This is a genomic window from 'Nostoc azollae' 0708 (assembly GCF_000196515.1).
In the GTDB taxonomy this organism is placed as follows: Bacteria; Cyanobacteriota; Cyanobacteriia; order Cyanobacteriales; family Nostocaceae; genus Trichormus_B; species Trichormus_B azollae.
In genome coordinates this window covers 2,101,414-2,126,327 of sequence record NC_014248.1, presented here as the reverse complement: position 1 = coordinate 2,126,327, position 24,914 = coordinate 2,101,414, and the positions used below count along the sequence as shown (strand labels likewise).

Here is a 24,914-nt window from a genome sequence, read left to right as displayed (position 1 = left end):
AGTATAAACAGCGGAACAATCACAATGATTAGGAGATTACTTCACTGTTTATTGTTGACAAATAACATTCACATCCTATGCTTGGTTTTATTTTAAGGATTTGAATACAACTTACACTAAAACAAATACTGATGTAGTTTCATTTGGTTGAATAGCTATATTAAGAGTATAGAAATGGGCAATTCTTAATTATGGCTACCAAAACCATTGATGTTAGAGAATATACTGTCAGAGCGCATAAAAGGCTGATTCACACTCGTGTTTTTAATTTTGTTTGTAAAGAATGTAATCAGGCTACAAAACGGGAAACTTTCGGACCTAGACCTTTATATTGTGAAAGTTGCCGTCCTCTTCAAGTACGTAAAAGCTCATTGTCGGAATCTAGAAAAATTAAACCTCGGTCGATGACTTACAAGAGTGATGTTGATTTAGATTGATTGAAGTAATATGAATCCTAAAGAACAATTGCAACCTCCTTCAGAGGTATTTATTACACCGTTGTTGGAATTACGAGACTATTATACTGCTCTAACACAAGAGTACCAACGGCTATTCATAGAAGCGCGCTCGCAACTGGATCATGTGGAGGCTTTGTTGTCTCCTTGGTCTTATGATGAACATGAATCACTTTCTCAACTGGAAGCTGCTGATGAAAACGATTCACCTTTGTCCTTGTCATCTGATGATAGGTCGGATTTAGAGTTGTTGGAGTCTCTAGAATCAGAACCTGCTAATTTGGATAAATGGGAAATAGACAGTTCAAGTTCTGCTACTGTTGCTACAGAGTTAGAAAGTTCTGATCTGATCAATACCTTTTCAGAGAGTCATGAGGCTTTTACGAAGGGGGCAGAAATTCCTATGTTGCTCCAATATCAATCTCTGACTCGCATGGAAGCTCTGAAAATACTGCTGCATGAATATGCTGGTACGGTATGCCATATAGATTTTATTGTGCGATCGCTTTACGGATATTTGGAGTCAACTATTTTCAAAATTGTCAAAGGTAGGGTTCAATCTTCTCTTACCCAAGGTAGAGAAAGGGGTTATTGGTCTGCTATTCCTAATGAACCTGGTTGTTATACTCTGGTGTTAAGTCTGTTAGCCCCAAATCATCATAATGGTGCTTCGTCAGATGCTAAAAGTAGAAAGAAAAGGCCTTTTCTTTCACCGCAAGCTAAAGTTGTTCCGATGCTGGAAGAATTTGAGGGTCAATTTCTGATTGACGCTATCACCTCTTTTTTAGAACAACATCGACAACGAGTTTTTAGTGTCAATGAAGTGGTCAATGGTATTTATGGAGAACTTAATGATCAGGAAATTAGAGAGGTGAAAAACAAAGTTCTCAATGAATTATCTAGAGGTCATCGCACAGGTAGATTCTCTAGAGTTCCTAACCAAATCGGTTTCTATACCTGGGATGCAAGGATGATACAAAAAAGGATGTAGGGATTAGAGTCTAGGGTCAGTTATCAGTTATAGCTGTTCACTGTTCCCTGTTCCCTATCACCTGTGTTTCTTAGTAGATATTCACAAAAGGGTTACGAATGCTATACTTGTAGCTACAAAGGAGTTTCATTTGTGCTCAAGGTTTCTTAATTAGAGATGATTTATAAAGTAAATGTTGAGGAGACAAGAGGAAGTAGCATAATTCTAGTCATAAGAGCATATATAGCCCCTTCCCTCATTTGTGTTAAACGCTCATAATCCTTGCTTAGACGATGATATTGGTTAAACCACCCAAATGTTCTTTCTACTACCCAGGGTTGTGGTAAAACTTTAAATTCTTGCTCAGTAGTTCCTATGACTTCAACATGAGCTTGAATCAGGAACCAAACTGCAAGTGCAAATTTATCACCGTCATAACCGGAATCAACCCATAAAACTTGGACTTTTTCCAATAATTCTGTGGGTTCCTCTAGCAGTTCCATTAGTGCATAGGCAGCAAGTATTAGTTCTGGGGCATTCGCTTCACTAACAACAAGTTTCAACATAAGTCTGTGGGGTAAGACTTTCGTTCCATGAGTAGCTATGTAAATACACTACATTTACGTATCCTATCCTTCCAACATTCCTTTTCCAGTCCCCTTTACATTTACTTTATCAATAGCCTCTTAACATGAATATTATCACACAGCCAATTTCGGAAATAATCGAACAGCAAATCATCAACCAAGACGATAAGAGTATTTTGGAAAGAGACAGAGAAAAAATTATTAATCTCTTTAAAGAATATGGAGTTTTATTGTTTAGAGGATTTAATGCTGATACGGAAATATTTAGAGATTTTAGCAATTTATTCAGTACTGATTTTTTAGATTATGCTGGTGGTCCTTTCAAGAGAAGGGTCATTGATAATGATCAGACTATTTTAAGTGTTAACGATTTCCAGACAGAGATTAAGTTACATGGAGAAATGTACTATGAGAAGAATATTCTCCTGATGTTGTGGTTTTTCTGTGCTAACCCCGCTTCACAACATGGTGAAACAACGGTGTGTGATGGTAGGTATTTCTTTGCAGAACTCAGTAATTCAACTAAAGAATTATTCAGCCGAAACAAGCTTAACTTTACTGTGAGAATGAATAAAGAGCAATGGCTGACGAAATATAAAATTGATGATGTTAATCAGCTAAAAGAGATGTGTAAAAGTCACGATACGCATCTAACCATATATGAAGATGAATCAATTTTATTGGAATATTATATTTGTCCAGTAGTTATTCCTAGCAGATGTGGAAATCATAAGGTTTTTATTAATAGCCTTTTACCATCAATGCAATTGAATCCTGATGTTCTGAAATTTGATGATGATTCATAAATTACTGATGAACTTATGGAAGAATTGAATGGAATTGCGGATAAAATTAGTACCAGTATTTGCTGGAATCAAGGGGATATTCTAATGATTGATAATACAAGAATTATGCATGTTAGAAGGGCTTTTACGGATAAAACAAGAGAGATTTATATTCGTTTGTGTTCTCCAGGTTTTCAATTTTAAAATAACACTCCCCCAAGGAGAGGAGTGGTAATACGTGTATTACTTCATATCATAACCAAACAAATTGGGGTCTACTTCTCCTAGTTTTAAATCTGCTAAACCATATTCTGCCCAGCGTCTTTCTACCATTGCAGCAATATCAGGATCTGATTCTAATGGTTCACCCCATTCATGTTCAGTTTCTGGGGGAATTTTGGTAGTTGCATCTATGCCCATTCTGCCCCCTAACCCGAGTTTTTCACTAGCAAAGTCTAAGGTGTCAAAGGGTGTCTTTGGTAATATGAATACATCCCGTGAAGGGTCTACTTTAGAACTAATTGCCCAGACAACCTGACGTGGATCACGAATGTTGATATGTTTATCAACAACAATCACAAATTTAGTGTATGTGAATTGGGGTAATGCACTCCAAAAAGCTAAGGCTGCTCTTCTTGCTTGTCCAGGGTAAGCTTTATCTATAGAAATAATCGCAGCTTTGTAACTTAATGCTTCCATGGGTAGGAAGAAATCGACTATTTCTGATACTTGTTGCCGTAATATAGGGGTATAGATGCGGTTGAGTGCAATCGCCATCATAGCTTCTTCTTTGGGTGGACGACCGCTAAATGTAGTCAGATAAATTGGATCTTTGCGGTGAGTCATACACTGGAAGCGTACCAATGGCGAATCTTCCACGCCACCATAATATCCCATGTGATCGCCAAAGGGTCCATCGGGTAAAACTTCCCCTGGTGTAATTGTTCCTTCTAAGACAAATTCTGAATCTGCGGGAACTTCTAAATCTACTGTTTTACACTTGGCTAATTGTACCCCTGAACCACCATAAAGCCCTGCAAATAACCATTCTGATAAGTCTAGAGGAATGGGTGTGGCTGCTGCCATAATAATTAAAGGATCAACACCAAGTGCGATCGCAATTTCTAATTTTTTACCAAATTCCGCTGCTTTGCGTAAATGTCTCGCACCACCCCGCACTGATAACCAGTGTACTGTCATGGTGTTCTTAGATTGCAGTTGTAGCCGATATACACCAACATTGGGCGTTCCTGTGTCATAATCCTTGGTAATTACCAATCCTAGCGTAATAATTTTTCCGGCATCTCTCTGATAAGGACGTATCAACGGCAACTTATTTAAATCTACATTATCCCCTTCCACTACCACCTGTTGACAAGCAGGAAAAAAATCCCTTCCTGGTTTCGCTTTCACTACATCAAACAGCACTTTCCCAAAGTCTATCGCTTGGGAAATCTTTTTAGGTGGTTTGGGTTGCTGAAGCATACTCAGTTTCTTTCCCAAGGTTTCCAATTCCTCTGGTTTTTCCATGTTCATCGCCCAGCATATCCTTTCCAGTGTCCCCATTAAATTGACAGCAACGGGGAAAGATGCACCTTTGACATTTTCAAAGATTAATCCTGTCCCACCTTTTTGTAGCATCCGGTTGGAAATTTCGGCAATTTCCATATTTGGGTCAACTAAAGCTGAAATTCGCTTTAATTGTCCTCTTTGTTCTAGGATTTTGATAAATCCCCGTAAATCTCGCGCCATATTTCCCTAAAAGTTAAGAAGTGTAAAGCTATTTTCATCTTAGTGGTCATTAGGAATGATTTAAAGTATTAGTTATAGATATCCTATCAATAGGAAAGATTAAGACTTACGCACGAGTCACGGAATAAGTAACCGCAGAGGAAACAGAGAAGTAGGAGTTTGGGAGAGTTTTTGCGTAAGTCCTAGTACCGCTGTGAATTCAAAATGCTTCTTTCAGAAGAGCTACCCTAACAAAATATCTCCTTCGGAGACCCTACGCGAACACAATTCAAAATGAATACGGCGTGAGCTTTTCAGACATTTAGAATGGTTGGTTTATTTACGCCGTACTGTACTAGCCTCTAAACTAAAACTTGAGCTTTTTCTTCCTCAAGCTTAACTTGAGCTTCTGCTGCCAAAAACTCAGCCATTTGAACCTCAATTTGATCCCGCACAATCTGACGATATTCCAAGAAATGCTCAATTTGAGCGCAAACGGCTAAATAACTACTGATACCACCAGGATTATGCTTGTACATACTCCAGAGATTGCGCCAGAATTGCCAACGAGTATTACGGAACACACCTTGTTGCCAGCAAATAGTCAACAATGCCCGCAGTACCTTCCAATTCAATGGTTTTTTAGCACCTTTGCCCTTTTTGGGATAGGTTGCTTGACCCAAAATGCGGTAGTGCCGATAAGCACGATCTAAAAATCTTGATGGTTCGTATAGTTCCCAAAACGCTTCTACATATTCGCTGGCTATTTCTGCTAAAGGTCTTGTAGGAAAAAAATTCATCAATGTGGTTTGATTAATATTAGCAGATTTATTGCGGAGTCGGTTTTCCTTTTCTAATCTATGCCACAATGCTGTATCAGGCAGGGCCTGGAGCATACTAAATAAAGCGGTGGGAATGGCTGTCTGTTCCACAAATTTAACAATTCTCGCCCCAGCACCCGACTTTTCGCCATCAAAGCCAATAATAAAACCTGCCATGACTCGTAACCCTGAGCGTGTAATTTTATTTACTCCTTCGGTGAGGGAATCTCGAGTATTTTGGAATTTTTGAGTAAAAGTAAGGCTTTCTTCGTCGGGGGTTTCAATTCCCAAGAACACAGCCCCGAAATTACACCTTACCATTGCATCCATCAATTCTTGATCTTGGGCTAAGTCAACGGAAGCCTCTGTGGCAAAGGAGAAGGGATAATGATGTGCAACCATCCAAGGTTGTAGTTCTTTCAAGAATAATTTAACGTTACGCTTATTGCCGATGAAGTTATCATCCACCATAAAAATACTGCGTCGCCAACCTAATTCATAGAGATAATCAAGTTCTGCGAGGAGTTGGGCTGGTGTTTTGGTGCGGGGTTTGCGACCGTAGAGGACGATAATGTCGCAGAACTCACACTGGAAGGGACAGCCACGGGAAAATTGCACTGACATTTCCGCATAGGCATCAAATTCCAGTAGGTCAAAACGAGGAATGGGAGTGTTTGTCACATCTGGTTTTTCACCACCAGAACGAAAGATTCCTGAAGATTCACCGCGTCCGATCGCATCTATAAATAAAGGTAGCGTAATTTCCCCTTCATCCAAAATCAAATAATCTGCTCCCACATCTGTGACTTCGTTAGGTAATGCTGTCGGGTATGGTCCACCCACAGCCACAAGCTTACCACGACGCTTTGCTTCCTGAATCTGTGCGAGTAAATCCTCTTTTTGGACAATCATCGCTGATAAAATCACCAAATCAGCCCAAGCCCATTCTGCTTCGGTAATTTGGCGAATATTCCTGTCTACTAGCTTAAAATTCCATTGTTGGGGTAAAATTGCGGCTACTGTCACCAAGCCCAATGGTGGTAACATCGCTTTCCTGTCTAGCAAAGCTAGTGTTTTTTCAAAAGACCAAAAACTTTTTGGAAACAACGGATATATAAGTAATACATTCATGATGTTAATTGGAAAACCTGAATTTGGCTTGTAAGTTTATTTCCAACAAAGACTGAAAATAAGTCAATCCTACGGTCTATTTATTAATAATAACATCTGATATTTTGAAGCAAATCCTGAGAATCTTGAGCTAATGTATCCTAATAGCACTATTTATCACCAAAATAAAGGTAAGATTAAATGTTGCCAAATTACCAGGATACCATGCAGGAGATATTGCCCTTTCGATTTGAGTTGGATAAAATCCTGATAGCAGGCTCGTGTTTGTGGTCTTTGGCACTATATCTTGCTTTCTCTCCAGTCGGTGAATGGGTGACAGAACAACTAAATCGGTGGTTTAATTTTGCCGAGCGATCGCTGTATACTAGTCAAACAGAGTTTGAAAAAACACGCAAAGCCAGAGAATCACAAAACGCCTTTTACGCGTCACTTTTTAGCATTGTGCCTTTTATCATAGCTGGTATTTTATTTAACTGGGTGATAAAAATCAGTTTAAGTGATAGCTGGGGAATCAGCACGGGTATGCTTGCCTGTATGGGTGCAGGTATTTATCAACTAGGACGTAGAGATGGCGACTATTCTGATTAGACGCAGGAGTGCAGGGGTGGCTGGCGAAACTGAGGAAGCAGGGGTGGCTGGGGAGGGATAGGGCAAATATCTTTTTCTTCTGGAGTCGGGAGTCGGGAGTCCCGACTCCCGACTCCTGACTCGTGACTCCTATCTCATATTTTGCTTTTTCTCGGCTTTGGGCTCACGATTTGCCACACCAGCTAATTCTGCATCTAATAAAGTCCTTCCTGTAGCTGCAAGATAAACATCATCTAAACTAGGACGAGACTGGGCGATACCAAAAATAGGTAAACCTGCATTATTTAAGGCCCGTTGAATTATAATTAATGCATCATTTTGAGGTTTGATAACTAAATTTAAAGAATTACCTTGAGCATTATTAATAATAATTTCCTGCACAAAAGGTAGCTCTTGAAGTAGGTTTTTGGCTTTGTCGGCTTCATCGCTTGGTGAAAATTCCCGAATACGTAAAGTAATGCGATCCCCTCCTACTTGATCTTTCAATTGGGAAGGTGTACCCGTAGCAATTACTGTTCCTCGATCTATAATTGCCACTCTATCAGCTAAAGCATCAATTTCTTCCAAATAATGGCTGGTAATGACAACTGTAGTACCGGCAGCACGTAATTTTCGCAAGAAGTCCCAAACTACAAATCGGCTTTCAATATCCAATCCTACCGTTGGTTCATCTAATACCAACATATCTGGAGAATGAAGTAAACCCGCAGCTAAATCTAGACGTTTACGTAAACCGCCGGAATAAGTTCCTGTTTTTTTATCTGCGTATTCTTGTAAACCAAGTAAGTCCAATATCGTGTTAATTCGCTGTTTGATCACTCCACCCGGAAGATGATAAAGTGCTGCTTGCAACTCTAACAATTCCTTACCTGTGAGCATTTTATCCAAAGCCACTTCCTGGGCTACATAACCCAATTTTTGCCGTGCTAATTTAGGATGATCTAAAACCGAAATCCCCGAAACTTCAATTTTCCCAGCATCGGGAATAGTCAAGGTACACAAAGCCCTCAGAGTAGTGGTTTTCCCAGCACCGTTAGGACCGAGTAAACCAAAGATTTCCCCCGGCTGTACCTGAAAGGAAACGTTCTTGACGGCTTCCACAGTACCGTAGCGTTTTTGTAGGTTTTCAATTAAAACGGCGGCAACCATAACAGCTATAATCCCTAACTATACAATTGTCAACAATCTATCTTCTATTGTACGAGTTAGCTGTGAGATGCTGATAGCTCAATGCTGACAAAATTACTCATCAGGATTTTTCTTTTCTGCTATTCTCAATTTAGCAGAGCGCGATCGTAGATTTTCAGTAATTTCGGACTCTGTACCGAGAATTGGCTTTTTTGTCAATACCTGCAACAGAGATAAATTTCTTAAACCGTGTTTGACCAGCCTATCTTCTAAACTGTGAAAGCTGATAATAGCAATTCTGCCACCAGGCACTAACGAATGAGGTGCTTTATCTATCAAAGTTTCTAAAACTTTCAACTCATCATTGACCACGATTCGTAAAGCTTGGAAAACACGGGTAGCGGGGTGAAGTCTCCCATAACGGTATTTAGGAGGAACAGAATAGGCGATCACATTGGCTAATTCTGTAGTAGTGTGAAATGGACGTTTTTCTACAATTCGTCTAGCAATACGACGTGACAGTCTCTCTTCACCATATTTAAAGAAAATATCCGCCAATTCTCCTTCATCCCAGTTATTAATAATATCACCAGCCGTTAAAAATTGTTGCTGGTTCATACGCATATCTAAATTTGCAGTATTTCTAAAACTAAAACCTCTTTCTGGGTTATCCAAATGATAGGAACTTACACCCAAATCTGCTAAAATGCCATGATATGTATTGGGGGGAAAATCGTAATTAGCAAAATTGCTATGGATAAAATTTACCCTATCACCAAACTCAGCTAAATTAGCTTTCGCAGCTTTTAAAGCATCCTCATCTTGGTCAACTGCTGTGACTTTCACATCTTCAGCAGTTTCTAGTATTAAACGACTGTGGCCACCACCACCAACAGTTAAATCTAAATAATTCCCACGGGGACTTACCACTAAACCTCCAATAACCTGTTGACTGAGAACAGGAACATGAGAAAAAGCAATTTCATTTAAATGTAGTGAAGTTTGTAAATCTGATTGCATTATGAATTTATTGGTAATTAGGGTTTGCTGAAAGAGTTTTTTTGTGAGGTTAACTTAACGGGACTTAAACAAAAGTTAAGAGTAAAAAGGAGTATAATGCAACTTCGGTGTAGCTTTCAAGTTAAAAGAAGCTGATGAAAGAAACCACTGCCGCAGCAATGGCACCATGGTTTGAAAGATGGTGTGATTTGATAATGTATTTACTCATCAAGGGGAAAAAAGAGAGTTTAGACATTATTTAGGGGGATGATTAGGTGAAAGTGAGAGAAAAAACCTATTTTAAATGGCAGAGAATGCCCTAGGGGTGACCTACCACCGATTACACCACGTTTTAACTGAAGCACCTTGGTCCAGTTCCCAAGTCAATGAGCATCGATTAGAGATTATGAACAAGTATAGTCAGAGGAGAATTACCAGAGGATTTAGCTTAATAATTCATGATTATGACCATAGAAAAAGGGGGGATTTTAGGGATGGAGTAGGAAGACAATATATTGGGGAAATTGGGAATACTGGAATAGTAGTAGTAACAACACATCTATATGAATGATGGCAGTAAAAGCTTACCATTAGATATAGAGTTATATCACCACGGTGATTCTTTACCCAAAGGGAAACAAGACCCTCTATTTGAGAAGAAAGAAGAAACCTGAGTTAGGAATTAAATTAATAGATCTGACCTTAAGCCGTGGTTATCAACCAGGAATAGTAATTATAGATCCTGGATATGGCCACAATAGGTCTTCCTTATTAAAGATAGAAAATCGGCATTGAAAGTATTGAGGAGGATTAGCTAAAAATCCCAAAGTCCTTGCTAGTGAGTGACCAAGAGGATAGTCCACAAATAATTAGGTTAGATGAATTAGCATAAAGTTTACCCCAAGAGGCTTTTACAGAAATTCAACTGGAGTTAGATAAAACCAAAACATTATGGGTAGTAACTCAAGAAGTAGAAATATCAGCCTTAACTGGAAAGGGCAATATTGCTATCGTCATCAAGGCTTCTACTTTCTCTCAAGCCACTGATATTGACTACTTTATAACCAATGTTTCTTGATCAATTGTCACACCCCAATGGACATTTGATACATATTCTCAAAGAAATTGGGTAGAAGTTGTTTACAGGGAAGCCAAGGGATGGTTAGGACTCAAAGAATATCAAGTTCGAGATAAAAGCAGTTGACTGCGCCATTTTACTTTGGTTTTCTATGCCTACACTTTTATTCTTTGCCATCAGTGGACTGGAGGATTAAGACCAAGGTGGTCTAAGAAACCTTTGAATACTCTTACTGCAGCTTTAGAAGCGTTGAGAACAGCCATATCTTTTCTATTTATTGATTGGGTCAACTGGAATCCAGACCTGTTTCCTTCTGATAGAGCCAGTTTGGGCTACATTTGGACTTGATTTTTGTTTGCGTCCCGCTAACAAGTTTTCAGAATCATTTGAAATCTCAAAACATCAACAGGTTTTGATGTCATCAAGCCTTATTTTCGCATCTTCTCTACCTGGCAAGATTTTGAATCTTGAATTCCTGCTGTCCAGGAGAAACACATTCACCTTTTATAAATCAACAATACCGAACCAATTGGACCAAAATTTTCCAGATAGATTCTCTTGTTGAAATATAAACCCGGAGACATTCCCCCATCAAATAACATTCCTTCTTGAATGGGTCCTAAACAATTATTTCTAGCAATTCCTGACAACACATCATCAAACTCACTTGGTAGTAACTCTTTATTAATTGCAGAAGTTTGAATACTAGAACTAGCTTTCAGATCATTCACCAACAAAATAACATATCCCTTACTTGTAACTGCTACCATAGAACGATTAGTTGCACCACTACAAGCAAATTCACCCAAAGCTTGACAAATATCTTTAAACTTACCCTGACGATAAAATCTGCCATTACCTCCTACTAAATTGTAATTCAGAAAATTTGCTCCTCGTCTGCCAGTGTCAATAGTAGCTATCCGTTCCCTTGGGTTGCCTCCAGATATCCCAAAAGAAGAACGTTGATTTTTAAATGCACCGGAATACTCAATCCCACGAGAAATATTTAACCCTTGGGGTTTATTTAGAGTATCTATATAGTCAGCATTAATAGCCGCAATTGCTGATTTCCCATTTAACTTAGAGTTTTCATCTGTAATCAGTTGACTAAACTGTTTAGGTATATATTCTCTCTGAAAATTTCCTCTAGTATCTTTAGCATATACTTTATGAGCTAACCCCACATTCACCTTAAAATCTAAAGCTGGTGATTTAGGATTAAAAATAATCACATGATTGATACCTTTGGTGTATCTTTCACCTTTATTATTAGTCTTGAAAAATTCAAGACTAAACTGGGAATTATCACCAGGACAATTAGCAGATAGTTTTGAAGCTGAATTAGCTACCGTATCCTGACAACCTAATAATATACCTGTGGTAATAATCAAAATAGATTTCAAAAGTAATTTATCTGTATTCATCTGTGTTTATCTGCGGTTATAATTAAAAAAAACCCGCTACAGGATTACTATAACGGGCAATATTAAAAAATGCAGTTATGGCGTAATGTAAAATTCAATGTGAAATTGCAAAATTACGCAAGCCATTCCAGAACAGCTTCTTCCTTAGTGTTGGTATTGCGAGAAGGTGTTTCACGTTCAAACCTCATGTGAATGGAACGGCTTTGTTCACTATCAGCAGCAACAGCCAAAATTGGGTAGTCAATTACACCATCTTGGAAGGACATTTGGAAGCGGAATGTACCATCTGAATTGAGTTTAATGGGACGGCCACCAATAGTTACATTTGCATCTGGTTCCGTTGCACCATATACAATCAATTCAGCATCAGCAATTAACCAGAATTTGCGGGGACGTACTGGTACAGCAGAAGCTGAGAAACCAACACCAGACATACCCACACCGGACATATTAATACCAGATGCGGTAGGAACCGCCCACATACCCACACCAGATGGGAAGACGTAGGAACTGATAGCTTGTTCTGGACCTACAGAACCGACTACGTGCTGCATAGAGCCGAACAGAGAACCAGCAACGCGCTGTGCTTCAGCAGATTCTGCCATACCAAAGATTTGGTCGTAAATGGGGTTTCCACCTGCATCGGCAGAAGCCACAGTGGCGATTTTCTTGGCTGGGGGAACGAGTTCATACTTGGTCTTACCACGCAAGTCTTCTTCAAAGTTTACTGTGATGAAGACATCTTCAATCCAATCAGAAGGATAAACGGGAGGAATATGAACTCTAGCAGAACGAGCTAATATCAACCAAGTAGCATCTGCTCTACGATAACCAATATCAATGATATAATCGCGATCGCTCACAGGAACTGGTAAATACCATTCTCTTGCCAGTTCATCAGCAGGATATTCTTGGATACTGTGAGGACTTTGGTACTCAATGTTTATATCAGTAACATCATAAATCCGCAGTGCTAATTGCTCCCCACCTTGGCGGCGCAATTCTTCTTTGTGATTATTGGGAATATCCCAATATGTGTAAGCCCATTGAGGGTCACGTGGTAACAGAACAATGTGACTTTCTCCGTAACCACCTGGTAAATCTGCCAGTCCCTCATCCACATCAGCGAGAGAACCACCAGTACTATCTTCCTGACCTAATTCAAATTTTGCTGCTTCCACGGTTTCCTGTGCCTCCAGTGAACGAGATGGACTAAGCGAAACTTTGTTGGGCTGTACTTCTTGAATCGATGCCAACAGTTGAGATTTACGCATTCGGCTATAGCGAGAAATGCCATATTCACTAGCAACTTTACGAAGTTGCCTTAATGTCATCTCCTCTAGCGGCGGGCGCTCTTTTGCCATTAATTTGGCCTCCAGTAGTGTTAAATTATTAATCCGGGTTATAATAATTTTCCCCAGATGAATTTATTATTACTGACTCCTGGTTTTGCCCAGTTTATAAGTGTTTTAGTGTGTGTTTTAAACAACAATTCACAACCTTTTGATTCCTCATCCTGCAATGATTAGCATTTCTTCGGGATCAGCGATGTGCTTTTGTTAAAGAAATATTAACAGGTATTGATGCCTAGTGAGCAAGGGGTAAGAAGACGGTTTTTCGTCTATTTGACGTATTTATCAGCCCTTTGGGGATGATCATGTTATGGAATGCTAACATAAGCTATCAACGGAGTATTTTATGTCAGGATTCCATGACTTATTTTTTTAATCCTCAGAACCTCGATATCCCTGGCTAAGAAAAAATATAGTTTCACCTTCCGTAAGGGACTGCCAAATCAAAAAATTCCCAATTTGTACGGTGACTTAGGACATTAGTCTGTAACCCACAATAAATTTATGGTGAAAAGAATTGTCAAAGTCACCCATCATTCAATACGGTTGAGTTAAGGAAAATTATCTATTTAAGCAAGGAGGGGAAGCAGGGAGAGAGAAAAAGGCTTATCTGAACTGTATTGCCCCATAATGGGGGGATTGAGGGGGCAAAATAGGCTTTTCAAACACCCTCGTAGGCACACTTTAGCAACTTTATAAGATGAAATAGGGTTTGCGGAAAAAGTCTTTTCCTAAGGGCTAGTAGGAGTCAGGAGGGAGAATTAGAATGAGGTAAGAATAGTCTCGAATCTCAGAAAGTGATTGGCTATGGCTTACGCCACGCCACGCTACGCCACGCTACGCCACGCTATCGCCAGTGCCACAGGCAATCAGTTTTTGATGGTTTCAAGACTTATTCCTTGCACCTTATTCATCTTTTATCCCGCTACAGTCATTGATTTATCCAGGTTTTCTGTTTATATGGCTTAACCCCACGCTACGCTATCAGCAAGCCCGAAATAGTCCTGGACTAAATCAAACCGGATTCCTATATTATATATGATATTGTTCATGAGAAATATTTCTTTTTTACTTTATCATATACTCTCTGTAGAAATAACTTTCTTAAACGCCATTTGGTTAAATTTGTAATATTGCCTGAATAATAATTTTTGTGATCTAGAAATTCATTTATCTCCGCTAAAATAACTGTTAATTTCTTAATTAAATTCTCACTTCTATACTCTGCTAAAACTTCTCCTGATAAAGATAAAGAAAGTGGAGATGATAGACTTTTTAATATCCTCTGTACATCATATTCTAGAGAATATCCAGCGATCTTATAGCAATTAAATCCAGGGTCCAAGTAATCAGAAATTCCACCGTTTATACTAGAAAAAACTTGACATCCACAAGCAAGGGCTTCCATAGGTTGTAGACCAAAGCCTTCACTCACATTCTGTTGTGCCCAATATTCAGCAGAGTCATAGAGATAGATTTTAGCTCGATTGAATAATCCAGGTAAATCTTCAATATAAGAATCAACTACAAAAACTTTACACTGTTTTCGCAATGCGGGGATTAATTCTTGAATTAAATATTCAGAGGATTTTCGTGCTTGAACTAAAACATCAATATCTCTCTCAATATGTAAATTTGTAAATTCATTAGCAATTTGATTAGGTAAATAATAAATCAGATTATTCGGTGCTTTTTGTCCCCAATATCCCATTGTATTGCGACTGACTGTGATGATAGGAATACTGCTAGGAAGATTGAATTTATAACCTGCACTGTGAGCATGATAAACTACATTGTATCTTTGCAATTTACCAGCTAGTTTAGCTATATCAAATCCCCAGCTAATGACAAAAATCACGTTATCTAAACTTTGGGTTTGTAACAAATCATCAAGAAAAAGTTTGTCTTTCTCTTTTTGCCGGTAAGTGACAACTTCTGCACTACAAACTTGTTGAGATAAATTAAATGTTTTTAACTCTGCCCAAAGACCACCACAGGCGAATTTTCTATCTGTTCCCGGAACTAGAAAATACAGTTTTCTCATGGTATCGCAACAACTAAAGACCTAATTAGAGAGCAATTCTGAAGGGGCGATAATTAGCCCAATATTCGTAAGAATTCAGGAGTCAGGAGTCAGGATATTTGAGAAATTGGTTAATTATCAAACAGGTATTTTTGGCGTTAGCCTGAAAAAGCTGACTCCTTACCAATAATCCCATCTGCTTTTAGCAGTGAGACTGTCAATTCCGCCATTTTACTTTAATAAAATGAGCTTCACGTCCCCAAGTGTCTCGTGTACGAATAGTATTTTCAATTGCTAGGTTAAAGGGAATAGCTGTTGTTAAGTAACGTTGGGCGATAGAACCTAAGTCTGGTGCAAGTTCAGAGGCTGTAGTTGCAGCTAGTCCTAAGCCTATCAGTTGTTCAATTGGTCGAAATGGTAACATTGCATATACACCTATAGCAAATCCAGCTGTTAACACCATTGCTACAGATAAATTTGTACCGCAACGGGGATGCACAGCTAAATCCCATTCTCCACTGGTAAGGCGATGTTGGGCTAGTGTTACCGCACGCCGCAAATGACTGATATTGACTTCACCATAAAGGTAAAATCCCTGTTCTGTAGATAACCCGCTTAATGATTCGTTATCAAACTGCACATTGTTCGGGTTTCCGAGAGGGGAATAAACGCTTGTACTTTCGCTCAGAACCCAAACAGTAGCGTGTTCTAGGGCGTGAACCTGACGCAGCATGAGAATTTCTTGCAGCCCAGGGACAAAAGATAGCTGTTTGAGTAAATCGCTATCTTGACTCGGTGATGGTGCGATAAATTCAAGGTTAAAGAAGTTAAAGGGGAATGAGTCACCTGAATAAGATGTTGAAGTATTCATTTTCCGTTAAGGGACTTGCAAGCTGATCAAGCTGGGACAGATTTCTTTCCAATTTAGCGTTTGTATCACTGAAGTGTTACTAATTTTTGTTTATCATTTCTTAAATAGGATTGCTATATTTACGTTTTGTGTAAGGATTCAGGTCTAAGGTAGAGGGATTAAAGAAAGTGTATGGAAAGCAGAGTGAAGCATGGCTTTGATAGGTCGGTCAAAACACTCAATTAGAGAAAGTGCTTGACGGCGACAAGTTTGTATAACCGTCAATAAATTGGCAGGATGTTGGAATAGCTCCAGAGAAAGAGAACCACCACAGACTTTTCCTTGTGTCAGTACTAAATCTAACCTTGGTTCAGCTAAATTATGATCAAGGTCTATTGCCTAAGGAAGGTAAAAGTTTACCAGGTTCCCCTGGGGCTTGATCAATGAATGAATGGAAGATTCAACTTTTGGTTGAAACTAGGATGGGCAAGTCAAGAATTCATGAAGGTTTTGGGTTTGTTGGAATAAAGGGTAGTTTTTAAAACCTTCATCTATGAGGTCCATGAATTTTGTGCCAATTTCTTGGTGATTGAAGCCAGGAATCTTGATTAGTGTCTTGAAGTGACGGGGTAGGGTAGAGATGTGCCTGACATTTCTGTTGAGCTGTGACCGGATAAGCGTTATAGGCAGTAAAGTCATCAGAACTGAGTACACCAGAGTAACTTGAACCCACAATGGATTCTAATTCGCCAGGAAAACGAGTATCAGACCCATGAAATCAAGGGAAGTCACTATTGGCAAAAATCCATAACCATTGTTTCACCCCTTTGACTACCCAGGGTGTTTCATCCCCAAGGATATGAGGCTGGGTTTGTTTTATCCACTGTTTGAGGCTATGAATACTTTGAGCCACTGGACCATCTATTCCTTCATTGGTACCTACTAATGTTCCCAGTCCAATTTCTATTTGACCCAGTGCCCACAACAACAAGTGTTGTTTTTCATAGGGTCAATGGCCCTAGTTATTGATCCATCCCAAAAAAGCTTGTCCTGTGATTCCTATATCTTGTCCCGGTACTATCTCTGGTGACCAGTGTGGCCTTTGTATTTCCGCACACACACTGCAAATCCACTTCCATTGGCCTGTCCACCAACTCCCCTACTTGTTGTGTTTGGATTTTTATTGGTTCGCCAAATAATTGCCCCTGACCTCACCATCCACACACTTGCCGTCCCACTATCTCAAATCTATTCTATCTACTCCACCAAACCCCTTTCTCCTTTTTCCCCTATGCCCTGGTTGTCCTCCTGGTTTCCGTTTTCGTATCTGGTTCTCTTCTTGTTTCTCTTGTTGTTTGTTATCGCTTTTTTTGAGGATGTCTCCCGATGGTGGTTTGGATCATGTTATGGTCTCTAAATCTCTACTGACTTTGAGTTTCTCTATTTCCTTTTCCAGTTCTACTACTCTATTTGTTAGCTTCTCTATACTTTTCCCCTGGTCAATAATGATTTCTACCAGTTCCTCTGTTGCCAACTGCTTCAATATCTCTCTGTCTAGTTTTGGTCCCAGCTTCTTTTCCATAACTGCTATATTCTGCCTCACCTATCACACTTGTCAATACCCCACCACCTGAATCATTACGATTCAGCTAACTATTTTTAAGTAAAAGTCAAGTCACTAATTGCACCATAATTATTGCCAAAGTGACAAAATCAAATTTGAAAATAATGTTATTTTTTAGGATGGGCAATGCCCACCCTAGCATGATTTAGAAGGTACAAGATGTAAGTTACTGAACTTGTGGTAGAGGTTCACACTGAAAAAAAGACGTGAGGAGGAGACTATCAGTAAACCTCAAAATTGACGTTTCAGCATCCCAAAGGAGAGCAGCAGCACTCGACTAGTCAATATTTGAATCATTGTGGTTAGGTAGAATACAGCAGTTAACATCATTTAAACAAACTTTTCCCCACTGTAAAGCCCAGCGAACCAATGCGACTCGGTTGTCTGTTTTGGTTTTGGTGAGGATATTGCTGATATGGTTATCAACCGTGCGTTTGCTGATTTCCAGTTTTGCTGCAATCTCTTGGTTAGTTAAGCCACCGGCCACTAAGTCGATAATTTGCAGTTCTCTGTCTGACAGACTAACAGGGGTCCCAGACTCACTAGCAGCCATGACTTATTTATTCCTCCCTTGGTATATGTACTCAATCGTTCTATCTCATTCTAAAAGATTCTCTCAGAGCTAGACGCTATAAATGTTCCTACTAATACCAAAGTCCATATTTTCTTTGGATTTGATCTGGATTTTCTTTGGATTTGATTTGGATGTTAATCTATTTCCTAAAATCTTATGTAGTAAATATTGCTCCAGTGGTGAAGTCATACGTATATAGTGAATCAATAAAGTTGGAAATTAAAAACCATACATATCCTATTGAAACCCGGTCCAAGTTGAAACCTATAGTTTTTCTAAAGCTCATATTATTAGGTTTTTTTATAGCTTGAGTTGTAAGCTGTAACCCTAACAAAAAACTACAGTTCTCAGTGTAGACGGGGTTTAGTGACGAAAATTGCTATTCTATTGTATGAATAACTGGAGATCGAGGAATAAAGATTGTTGTAGATTTTATACAGGCTCTTAATCCCTAGTCAAAAATCGAAAATGAGATGAGTAATCCCCGTGTTTTGTGCCTTGGCGAAATTCTGTTTGATTGTTTAGCTGATCAAATGGGGCTAAAGCTGGAAGAAGTGAGGTCATGGACTACCTACCCAGGGGGAGCACCTGCTAATGTTGCCTGTGCTTTAGTGAAATTGGGAACGCCAGCAGGGTTTATTGGAGCAGTAGGAGAGGATGAACCTGGTAATACTCTGGTGAACTTGTTACAAGATATAGGTGTAGATACAACTGGAGTACAACGTCATCCTACAGCACCAACGCGACTAGTTTATGTGGTCAGGGATTTGGCGGGTGATCGCTCTTTTGCTGGTTTTGGTAAATATGATACTGGCCAATTTGGCGATACCCGCTTACAAGCTAAACAATTACCTCATTCATTGTTTACAGAGGCAGATTATTTGGTTTTAGGTACTTTGGAATTAGCCTATCCTGAAAGTGAGGCCGCAGTTCACCAGGCATTGAAATTAGCCGAACAATATGACCTGAAAATCATATTAGATGTAAATTGGCGACCTGTATTTTGGCAAGATGCAAATATAGCACGACAAAAAATTGAGGCTTTATTGCAACGATCCGATTTCCTCAAATTGACTAAAGAAGAGGCTGAATTGTTATTTGATACTACAGATCCAGGAGCAATTACTTACCGAATAAACTCATTAGAAGGGGTTATAGTTACAGATGGAGAAAATGGTTGTGCCTATTGTTTAGGTGAAAATGAAGGTAAATTACCTGCTTTTTCTATGCCTGTTATTGATACAACTGGTGCGGGAGATAGCTTTCTGGCTGGGTTTATCCATCAGTTAAGTCAGTCAGGTATTCAAAGTTTGAGGGATGCAGAAACTGCAAAACAAGTTATTACCTATGCTAGTGCTGTGGGGGCGCTGACTACTATTAAACCAGGTGCGATCGCATCCCAACCAACTGCGGCAGAAGTAGATGCTTTTCTGGCTTCCCATTAATTTTAAGTAGTAACAGATTCAGCGGGAATATCAGCTAAATGTCGGTTGATATTCCTGGGTGTTTCTGTAATCCATCACTCCCACAACTACACAAAAGCTATTAATTAATTATAATACTTTGAATGCATTAGATAACCCACAGTCACTCTTACAAGTGAGGAAATTGTTGATAATTAATTTTAAATCCATACGTTATGTTAATTTAGGAGCGATAATGACCTATAATTTTAGGAAAGTAATCTGAGTGCTCTCACTCCTTACATTCCCAAAAAAGCAAACTGACAAGTCAGCGCTCGCGCTATCGCTCTTTATATTCAAATTACCCACAGTAAACAAAAAGGTCCCCGACTTCTCTAGAAAATCGGGAATCTGATCAATTTAAACTTCTGCGGTGTAATGTTCCTGTTCTCTTTCTACAAAAGTCTGAACACGATGGCGATAGCTTCTCAAACTCTCATCAACCCAATCGCGATCGCTACTGTTAGCAAATAAATGTACCATTGGTTCACTAGCATCGGGCAGAACTAACACCCAACTATCATCATAGGGTTGACGAATTTTCACACCATCAATTAATTCCAAATTTTGGGCTGGGTGAGTTTCCACCAAATAACGCATCAGTGCCCCTTTAGCAGTCCAAGGACAACGAATGGTATAATCTTTGTGAATGACACGGGGTAATTCTGAACGCACAGATGCAAGTGATCGCTCTTGAATAGTCAGCATTTCAATCAACTTAGCAATGCAGAACATCGAATCAAACCCCGGATGCAATTGTGGGAAAATAAAACCAGTTTCCCCACTACCACCCAAAACCACATTGGGATTTTTTTGACAGGCCTCCATTAAAGCAGTTGGATTTGCTTTTGTGCGAATTACCTTACTATCATGACGACGCGCGACTTGTTCCACCGCACTAGAAGCATGAACCGGCACAACTACCGAGCATCTAGGGTTAGACGTTAACATCATTTCCACCATCAACGCCGTCAGGATTTCCCCCCGCACTGGGTAGCCAGACTCATCCACTAAAATCAACTGTTCCCCATTAGCTGATACCTGCACCCCAAAATTAGCCTTCAGAGCTTCCACCACATGACCCAACTGAGTCAGCAGTCCTTCCCGGCTAGTAGTTGTCATCGCGGTTTTATTGACACTTGCATTTAATACCACCGCATCAGCACCAAATTTATCTAGCATTTGCGGTAACACTGCCCCGGATACCGCATAGACATAGTCAATAACAACTTTTGCTCGACTATTGCGAAGAGTAGAAACATTCAACAGCTTCTCGAAAGCAGTACAATAGCGGTCAATCACCTGGCTAGGATAGGCCACATCACCAATTTCGTGACTTTGCGCCCTCCGCATATCCTCCTTAAAATACGCGCCCTCAATTTTCTTTTCCTGAGCCTTAGAAATATTAATCCCTTTACCATCCATAAATTCAATCAAGATATAATCAGGCCGGTCTGGGTGTACACGGACATGAATACCACCCACTACCCCCATAATCGGGATCACCGTGCGAGTAATAGGAATAGCAGTAGAATCAAGATTTTGAATATCCACACCTACCGACATCAAACCAGCAATTAAAGAACGAGTTACCATCCGCGACACATTACGCTGATCACGAGAAACCGTCACCTTAGAACCTGGTTTTAAAGTCGAACCGTAAGCAGCCCCCAACTTCACCGCAAATTCCGGGCTGATATCAATATTCGCTAAACCTTGTACACCACGCTGACCAAATAAGTTCCGTTGGGCAGTGTTTCCCCAAATCAGGTTAATGTTTAAAATTGCACCTGACTCAATCTTTTTACTCGGCCAAACCCGCACACCAGGGCTAATTTGCGCCTCTTCTCCCACCGTAGAAAGCGAACCAACTACAGCAGCTTCTAATACATGGGAACGTCTATCTACACGAGTACCACGGGAAATTACACAAGCCGATAACTGGGCTTCATCCCCAATAATCGCCCCATTCCAAACTATAGGCCGCTTCAAATTAGCATCTGCCCCAATAGTGACATTATCACCAATTACCGTTCCATCGTCAATTTGAACTCTTGCCCCAATCCGGCAATTATCACCAATCACAGCTGGAGTTTGAATCTTGGCGCTAGGATCGATATAAGTATTTTGACCTATCCACACCCCAGGAGAAGCTTCTTGATAAGCAAACTCCAGTTTTACCTTTCTGGCTAAAGCATCATATTGTGCTTCCCGATAAGCATCTAAATGACCCACATCACACCAATAACCTTGGGCTACATAACCATAAATAGGTTCATTTGTTGCTAGTAGTAAGGGAAATAAATCCTTAGAAAAATCAGATTCTGTGTGTTCTGGTAAATATTCCAAAACTTCTGGTTCTAAAATATAAGTACCAGTGTTAACTGTATCGGAAAAAATTTCGCTAGTCGAGGGTTTCTCTAAAAATCGGTTAATGCGTCCTTGTTCATCCGTAATTACCACCCCAAATTCAATCGGGTTAGGAACACGGGTTAAAATTAAAGTAGCTTTTGACTGTTTTTGTTTGTGAAATTTAATGGCTGCAGTGAGGTCAAAATCTGTAATACTATCGCCACTAATCACTAAAAAAGTTTCGTCCAAAAGTTCAGCAATATTTTTTACACAACCTGCTGTACCCAGAGGCTGGTCTTCTTCAATAGCATAGGTCATCTGTACCCCAAAATCACTACCATCTTGGAAGTAATCTCGGAGGACATCTGGTAAATAGTGTAACGTGGCAATAATTTCTGTAATGTGATGTCGTTTGAGTAGATTGATAATATGTTCAGCAATTGGTCGATTTAGTATAGGAACCATCGGCTTCGGTAAATCACAAGTTAAAGGACGTAACCGTGTCCCCGAACCACCTGCCATGAGCACTCCACGCATAAATCCTCCTAATTGCAGCCTTAGCTGCATCTAGATCCGTTATAAAATTCGGTTCTTCTTTCTTTAGAAAACTCCACAAAAAGAAATGCCCAATGTCATTCTGAAGGTTCGCGGAGCATCTCTGAAAGAGATGGTGAAGAATCTCCGAGATGTTTCTCTTCGCTATGGCTTATGCCACGCTTCGCGAACGCTACACTCAGCATGAGAAGACAGGATCATTTATTTTGTGGCTTACTCTTAGTCTCCTATGGATTTTGATCTTTGAGAAACTTGCACAAGAAAGATCTCCAGAAAGAATGAATTTTTCAAGCTTCATCACCACACCCAATACTGTTCGGATTCTGTCGGAAAGCGGGAAAAGGGAAAGGACAATAAACAACCATTCCCCAACTCAACTGACAACTTCCACATTGTTAACCGAGTATTATTAACACCACATAATCAGCAAAAAGTAGACTTTCCCTGACTTGTAACTACTGAAGTGCGGAATACTGGGTATAAATTGAGGTTCCTTCCAGATTTTTCTTAAATCAGGAGTATTCCTAAGAAATGTAACATCTGTAATACTAATTTAAACTAGAATTAGGTGACTCTAACCCTGGAATCTGATAGTTTAATGTATACAGCAGATTCCAGATCAATGACCTACAGAATCTAAATTGAAACCTAGACAGCAAGAGAGTTTTATTCCTGACTCCTGACTCCTGACTCCTGACTCCTGACTCCTGACTCGTGACTCCTGACTCCTGACTCCTGCTGTAATTTCTGTATTTTGGGGATACAATTTTTCTAATGTGTGGTAGTTTTTAACTAAAATTCTCTGAAGTTATTAAGGGAGTTAATGGCAGTGAAATTAATTATTATTGGTTTGATAGTGGCTTATGTAGTTGGTGCTTGGAAGTTTTGGAGTGGGTTTGATAAAACTCATTTTACACAAACCCTTCCTAATCGTATCGGTTTTACTTTATTATGGCCAGCATTGTTTATTGCTAATCCGTCCTATCGCCGCAATTTTAGAAGGGCGCTGAAAGGATAATTAGTAATTCATAATTAATTACGAATTAGTAATTAATTATGAATTACTAATTAATTAAAAGGCTTCAATCCACTCTTTAACAGTACATTCTGTCCAGATGCCATTTTGCCAATAGGGATCAGCTTCAACTAATTGATGGACAGTAGCCTCATCATCGGCTTCATAAATACCAAAAACCTTTGTGACATCTTTGGTAGGACCAAGGGTAATTAATACTCCTGATTGTTTTTGTTTTGCTAATCCTTCTAAATGAGCTTGACGATAGGGTTCTCGTTTGGTTAAAACGTCTTCGCAGTAAGTTCCCCACATTACATATTTTGGCATGATTTTTTACTCCTCAGCTAATAAGTGGATAATCTTTAACTAGTGAAAAATTTCAGTTTTTTGTTGTTAATACAGATCTTATAGTAAATGAGCTATGAACACAAAAATACCCAACTTTTTAAAGAAGTGGCATATCTGAACCGAGATGTAATAAATTCTATTGGTATCCTATTCATATATACAGCTATTAATCGTCTTTGAATCCCAGATTCCGCACTTCAATTAGTAGTAAGTAGGTATAGACAAATAAACATAAGTATGCAACAAAATCTAAATGTTTATTCAGTTGATTTTTAACTGTGGATTTTTCAGTTTTTCAAGAGCTTATTAGTTGTCTTTATCCTAGATAATAAACTAAAAGACACAATGCCGATAAAATCATAATTGTGTCTACTCCTTCGGGATTTTTCACAAGAAGACTATCTGCAGAAAATAAAGGGTCTTTGATAAATCTAAATCCTCAGAAAGAGGATTGCTGCTGTTTATAGATTTTAAATAGTTCTCAGGATTCTAACTCTGTCATATCTAAAATATTAGTTGCTAAAATAAATCTCCCAGAAGAGTTTTATTGTTTTGTAATTAACTCGTGATTTTCTATCAATTCACCTCTGACTACAACGCAGTCATGATCAACGGTAAGTTCAGTATCCGTTCTCTGAGTCCTAATTTTCGGTAGTAGTTTTCTTGATTTGTAATGGCTGGTTTCAGTATTACTGAGACCAGCCATTACCTCATCTTCTACCAGTGGTCTGTGTTTCTTTTTTGCGTGGTCTCGATTGGTTTTTGGGGACTGTGTCGTGACTGGTAACAATCGCTCAATTACTTACCTATAATGAGTTGCTCACGATTTTTAACCACTGTAAATACCACCCTTGACAATTTCCCCTTTTCCTTAACTTGTCACCAATAGGGTGGAGGTATATGGACTGTGTTTTGTATCACTTATAATTAAGACTGAATTTATTTGTTTCTTCACCCTGGCTTTTGATCAAAACCAGGGATTTTTTATGACATTGCGGCGCGGCTAGCTAGACAAATTATATAATAGACTAAATTAATTCTTTGGCATGTACTTAGGTATA

Annotated in this window: 19 protein-coding genes and 4 pseudogenes; 8 read left to right on the top strand and 15 right to left on the bottom strand. The window is 39.3% G+C overall.

Going from position 1 to position 24,914, the window contains the following annotated elements; genetic code table 11:
• Window positions 1-191 precede the first annotated feature (191 nt).
• Window positions 192-437, top strand: coding sequence for a hypothetical protein (locus AAZO_RS37665; protein WP_013191119.1), 246 nt, complete (start codon window positions 192-194; stop codon window positions 435-437).
• A gap of 10 nt (window positions 438-447) precedes the next feature.
• Entirely contained in the window at window positions 448-1,446 is a 999-nt protein-coding gene (locus AAZO_RS09685; RefSeq protein WP_013191118.1) for a hypothetical protein, read from the top strand.
• A 161-nt stretch (window positions 1,447-1,607) separates the two neighbouring features.
• Here AAZO_RS09685 and AAZO_RS09680 read toward each other — a convergent pair.
• A pseudogene (locus AAZO_RS09680) lies at window positions 1,608-1,994 on the bottom strand (transposase); the annotation flags it as partial.
• A gap of 122 nt (window positions 1,995-2,116) precedes the next feature.
• Between AAZO_RS09680 and AAZO_RS09675 the strand changes: the two are divergent.
• Complete coding sequence (locus AAZO_RS09675; protein WP_228371589.1) at window positions 2,117-2,818, top strand: TauD/TfdA family dioxygenase; 702 nt, start codon at window positions 2,117-2,119, stop codon at window positions 2,816-2,818.
• A 15-nt stretch (window positions 2,819-2,833) separates the two neighbouring features.
• A complete protein-coding gene (locus AAZO_RS37660) occupies window positions 2,834-3,001 on the top strand; it encodes a TauD/TfdA family dioxygenase (protein WP_228371588.1) in 168 nt (55 codons plus the stop codon).
• Window positions 3,002-3,040: 39 nt separating this feature from the next.
• Here AAZO_RS37660 and AAZO_RS09670 read toward each other — a convergent pair whose 3' ends face one another.
• Complete coding sequence (locus AAZO_RS09670; RefSeq protein WP_013191116.1) at window positions 3,041-4,549, bottom strand: UbiD family decarboxylase; 1,509 nt, start codon at window positions 4,547-4,549, stop codon at window positions 3,041-3,043.
• A 341-nt stretch (window positions 4,550-4,890) separates the two neighbouring features.
• Complete coding sequence (locus tag AAZO_RS09665) at window positions 4,891-6,480, bottom strand: B12-binding domain-containing radical SAM protein (RefSeq protein ID WP_013191115.1); 1,590 nt, start codon at window positions 6,478-6,480, stop codon at window positions 4,891-4,893.
• 204 nt (window positions 6,481-6,684) lie between these two features.
• Here AAZO_RS09665 and AAZO_RS09660 point away from each other — a divergent pair, with 204 nt between their 5' ends.
• The gene (locus tag AAZO_RS09660) at window positions 6,685-7,068 is read left to right on the top strand and encodes a hypothetical protein (protein ID WP_041639804.1); all 384 of its coding nucleotides are present in this window, start codon (window positions 6,685-6,687) and stop codon (window positions 7,066-7,068) included.
• 129 nt (window positions 7,069-7,197) lie between these two features.
• Here the strand turns inward: AAZO_RS09660 and AAZO_RS09655 are convergent, their stop codons facing one another.
• Both AAZO_RS09655 and rsmH read right to left on the bottom strand, forming a co-directional pair.
• A complete protein-coding gene (locus tag AAZO_RS09655; protein ID WP_013191113.1) occupies window positions 7,198-8,217 on the bottom strand; it encodes an ABC transporter ATP-binding protein in 1,020 nt (339 codons plus the stop codon).
• 93 nt (window positions 8,218-8,310) lie between these two features.
• Window positions 8,311-9,216: a 16S rRNA (cytosine(1402)-N(4))-methyltransferase RsmH gene (gene rsmH, locus AAZO_RS09650; RefSeq protein ID WP_013191112.1), complete on the bottom strand. Its 906-nt coding sequence runs from the start codon at window positions 9,214-9,216 to the stop codon at window positions 8,311-8,313.
• 134 nt (window positions 9,217-9,350) lie between these two features.
• On the opposite strand from rsmH, the pseudogene AAZO_RS26350 reads away from it, so the two are divergent.
• Window positions 9,351-10,621, top strand: a pseudogene (locus AAZO_RS26350) (IS701 family transposase).
• 149 nt (window positions 10,622-10,770) lie between these two features.
• On the opposite strand, the gene AAZO_RS09640 reads toward AAZO_RS26350, so the two are convergent.
• The 6 genes and pseudogenes from AAZO_RS09640 to pedR all read right to left on the bottom strand — a co-directional run bounded on the left by AAZO_RS09640 (window position 10,771) and on the right by pedR (window position 18,099).
• On the bottom strand, window positions 10,771-11,697 hold the full coding sequence (locus tag AAZO_RS09640) for a phosphodiester glycosidase family protein (protein WP_013191111.1): 927 nt from the start codon (window positions 11,695-11,697) through the stop codon (window positions 10,771-10,773).
• Window positions 11,698-11,810: 113 nt separating this feature from the next.
• Complete coding sequence (locus tag AAZO_RS09635) at window positions 11,811-13,061, bottom strand: DUF4912 domain-containing protein (RefSeq protein ID WP_013191110.1); 1,251 nt, start codon at window positions 13,059-13,061, stop codon at window positions 11,811-11,813.
• Window positions 13,062-14,097: 1,036 nt separating this feature from the next.
• A complete protein-coding gene (locus AAZO_RS09630) occupies window positions 14,098-15,093 on the bottom strand; it encodes a glycosyltransferase (RefSeq protein WP_013191109.1) in 996 nt (331 codons plus the stop codon).
• Window positions 15,094-15,289: 196 nt separating this feature from the next.
• The gene (locus AAZO_RS09625) at window positions 15,290-15,943 is read right to left on the bottom strand and encodes a DUF6391 domain-containing protein (RefSeq protein ID WP_013191108.1); all 654 of its coding nucleotides are present in this window, start codon (window positions 15,941-15,943) and stop codon (window positions 15,290-15,292) included.
• Between the two features lie 144 nt (window positions 15,944-16,087).
• Window positions 16,088-17,504, bottom strand: a pseudogene (locus tag AAZO_RS29640) (IS66 family transposase).
• A 319-nt stretch (window positions 17,505-17,823) separates the two neighbouring features.
• Window positions 17,824-18,099, bottom strand: coding sequence for a photosynthetic electron transport-dependent transcriptional regulator PedR (gene pedR / locus AAZO_RS09615; protein ID WP_013191107.1), 276 nt, complete (start codon window positions 18,097-18,099; stop codon window positions 17,824-17,826).
• A 494-nt stretch (window positions 18,100-18,593) separates the two neighbouring features.
• Here pedR and AAZO_RS09610 point away from each other — a divergent pair, with 494 nt between their 5' ends.
• Complete coding sequence (locus tag AAZO_RS09610; protein ID WP_013191105.1) at window positions 18,594-19,565, top strand: carbohydrate kinase family protein; 972 nt, start codon at window positions 18,594-18,596, stop codon at window positions 19,563-19,565.
• A gap of 378 nt (window positions 19,566-19,943) precedes the next feature.
• Here the strand turns inward: AAZO_RS09610 and AAZO_RS09605 are convergent, their stop codons facing one another.
• A complete protein-coding gene (locus tag AAZO_RS09605) occupies window positions 19,944-22,472 on the bottom strand; it encodes a mannose-1-phosphate guanyltransferase (protein WP_013191104.1) in 2,529 nt (842 codons plus the stop codon).
• A gap of 637 nt (window positions 22,473-23,109) precedes the next feature.
• A complete protein-coding gene (locus AAZO_RS35210; RefSeq protein ID WP_187289635.1) occupies window positions 23,110-23,256 on the bottom strand; it encodes a hypothetical protein in 147 nt (48 codons plus the stop codon).
• A 57-nt stretch (window positions 23,257-23,313) separates the two neighbouring features.
• On the opposite strand from AAZO_RS35210, the gene AAZO_RS09600 reads away from it, so the two are divergent.
• Complete coding sequence (locus AAZO_RS09600; protein ID WP_013191103.1) at window positions 23,314-23,508, top strand: hypothetical protein; 195 nt, start codon at window positions 23,314-23,316, stop codon at window positions 23,506-23,508.
• A 54-nt stretch (window positions 23,509-23,562) separates the two neighbouring features.
• Here AAZO_RS09600 and AAZO_RS09595 read toward each other — a convergent pair whose 3' ends face one another.
• Together AAZO_RS09595 and AAZO_RS43600 are read right to left on the bottom strand one after the other, a co-directional pair.
• Window positions 23,563-23,832, bottom strand: coding sequence for a YciI family protein (locus AAZO_RS09595; RefSeq protein ID WP_013191102.1), 270 nt, complete (start codon window positions 23,830-23,832; stop codon window positions 23,563-23,565).
• Between the two features lie 319 nt (window positions 23,833-24,151).
• Window positions 24,152-24,445 (bottom strand): annotated as a pseudogene (locus AAZO_RS43600) (IS1634 family transposase); the annotation flags it as partial.
• Window positions 24,446-24,914: the final 469 nt, after the last annotated feature.

Coding starts and splice junctions, on each gene's coding strand:
- AAZO_RS09610 (WP_013191105.1), top strand. CDS start 18,594: ATGAGTAATCCCCGTGTTTTGTGCCTTGGCGAAATTCTGTTTGATTGT.
- AAZO_RS09685 (WP_013191118.1), top strand. CDS start 448: ATGAATCCTAAAGAACAATTGCAACCTCCTTCAGAGGTATTTATTACA.
- AAZO_RS09670 (WP_013191116.1), bottom strand. CDS start 4,549: ATGGCGCGAGATTTACGGGGATTTATCAAAATCCTAGAACAAAGAGGA.
- AAZO_RS09595 (WP_013191102.1), bottom strand. CDS start 23,832: ATGCCAAAATATGTAATGTGGGGAACTTACTGCGAAGACGTTTTAACC.
- AAZO_RS09660 (WP_041639804.1), top strand. CDS start 6,685: ATGCAGGAGATATTGCCCTTTCGATTTGAGTTGGATAAAATCCTGATA.
- AAZO_RS09630 (WP_013191109.1), bottom strand. CDS start 15,093: ATGAGAAAACTGTATTTTCTAGTTCCGGGAACAGATAGAAAATTCGCC.
- AAZO_RS09600 (WP_013191103.1), top strand. CDS start 23,314: ATGGCAGTGAAATTAATTATTATTGGTTTGATAGTGGCTTATGTAGTT.
- rsmH (WP_013191112.1), bottom strand. CDS start 9,216: ATGCAATCAGATTTACAAACTTCACTACATTTAAATGAAATTGCTTTT.
- pedR (WP_013191107.1), bottom strand. CDS start 18,099: ATGGCTGCTAGTGAGTCTGGGACCCCTGTTAGTCTGTCAGACAGAGAA.
- AAZO_RS09640 (WP_013191111.1), bottom strand. CDS start 11,697: ATGAATACAGATAAATTACTTTTGAAATCTATTTTGATTATTACCACA.
- AAZO_RS09625 (WP_013191108.1), bottom strand. CDS start 15,943: ATGAATACTTCAACATCTTATTCAGGTGACTCATTCCCCTTTAACTTC.
- AAZO_RS09665 (WP_013191115.1), bottom strand. CDS start 6,480: ATGAATGTATTACTTATATATCCGTTGTTTCCAAAAAGTTTTTGGTCT.
- AAZO_RS37660 (WP_228371588.1), top strand. CDS start 2,834: ATGGAAGAATTGAATGGAATTGCGGATAAAATTAGTACCAGTATTTGC.
- AAZO_RS09635 (WP_013191110.1), bottom strand. CDS start 13,061: ATGGCAAAAGAGCGCCCGCCGCTAGAGGAGATGACATTAAGGCAACTT.
- AAZO_RS37665 (WP_013191119.1), top strand. CDS start 192: ATGGCTACCAAAACCATTGATGTTAGAGAATATACTGTCAGAGCGCAT.
- AAZO_RS09655 (WP_013191113.1), bottom strand. CDS start 8,217: ATGGTTGCCGCCGTTTTAATTGAAAACCTACAAAAACGCTACGGTACT.
- AAZO_RS09675 (WP_228371589.1), top strand. CDS start 2,117: ATGAATATTATCACACAGCCAATTTCGGAAATAATCGAACAGCAAATC.
- AAZO_RS09605 (WP_013191104.1), bottom strand. CDS start 22,472: ATGCGTGGAGTGCTCATGGCAGGTGGTTCGGGGACACGGTTACGTCCT.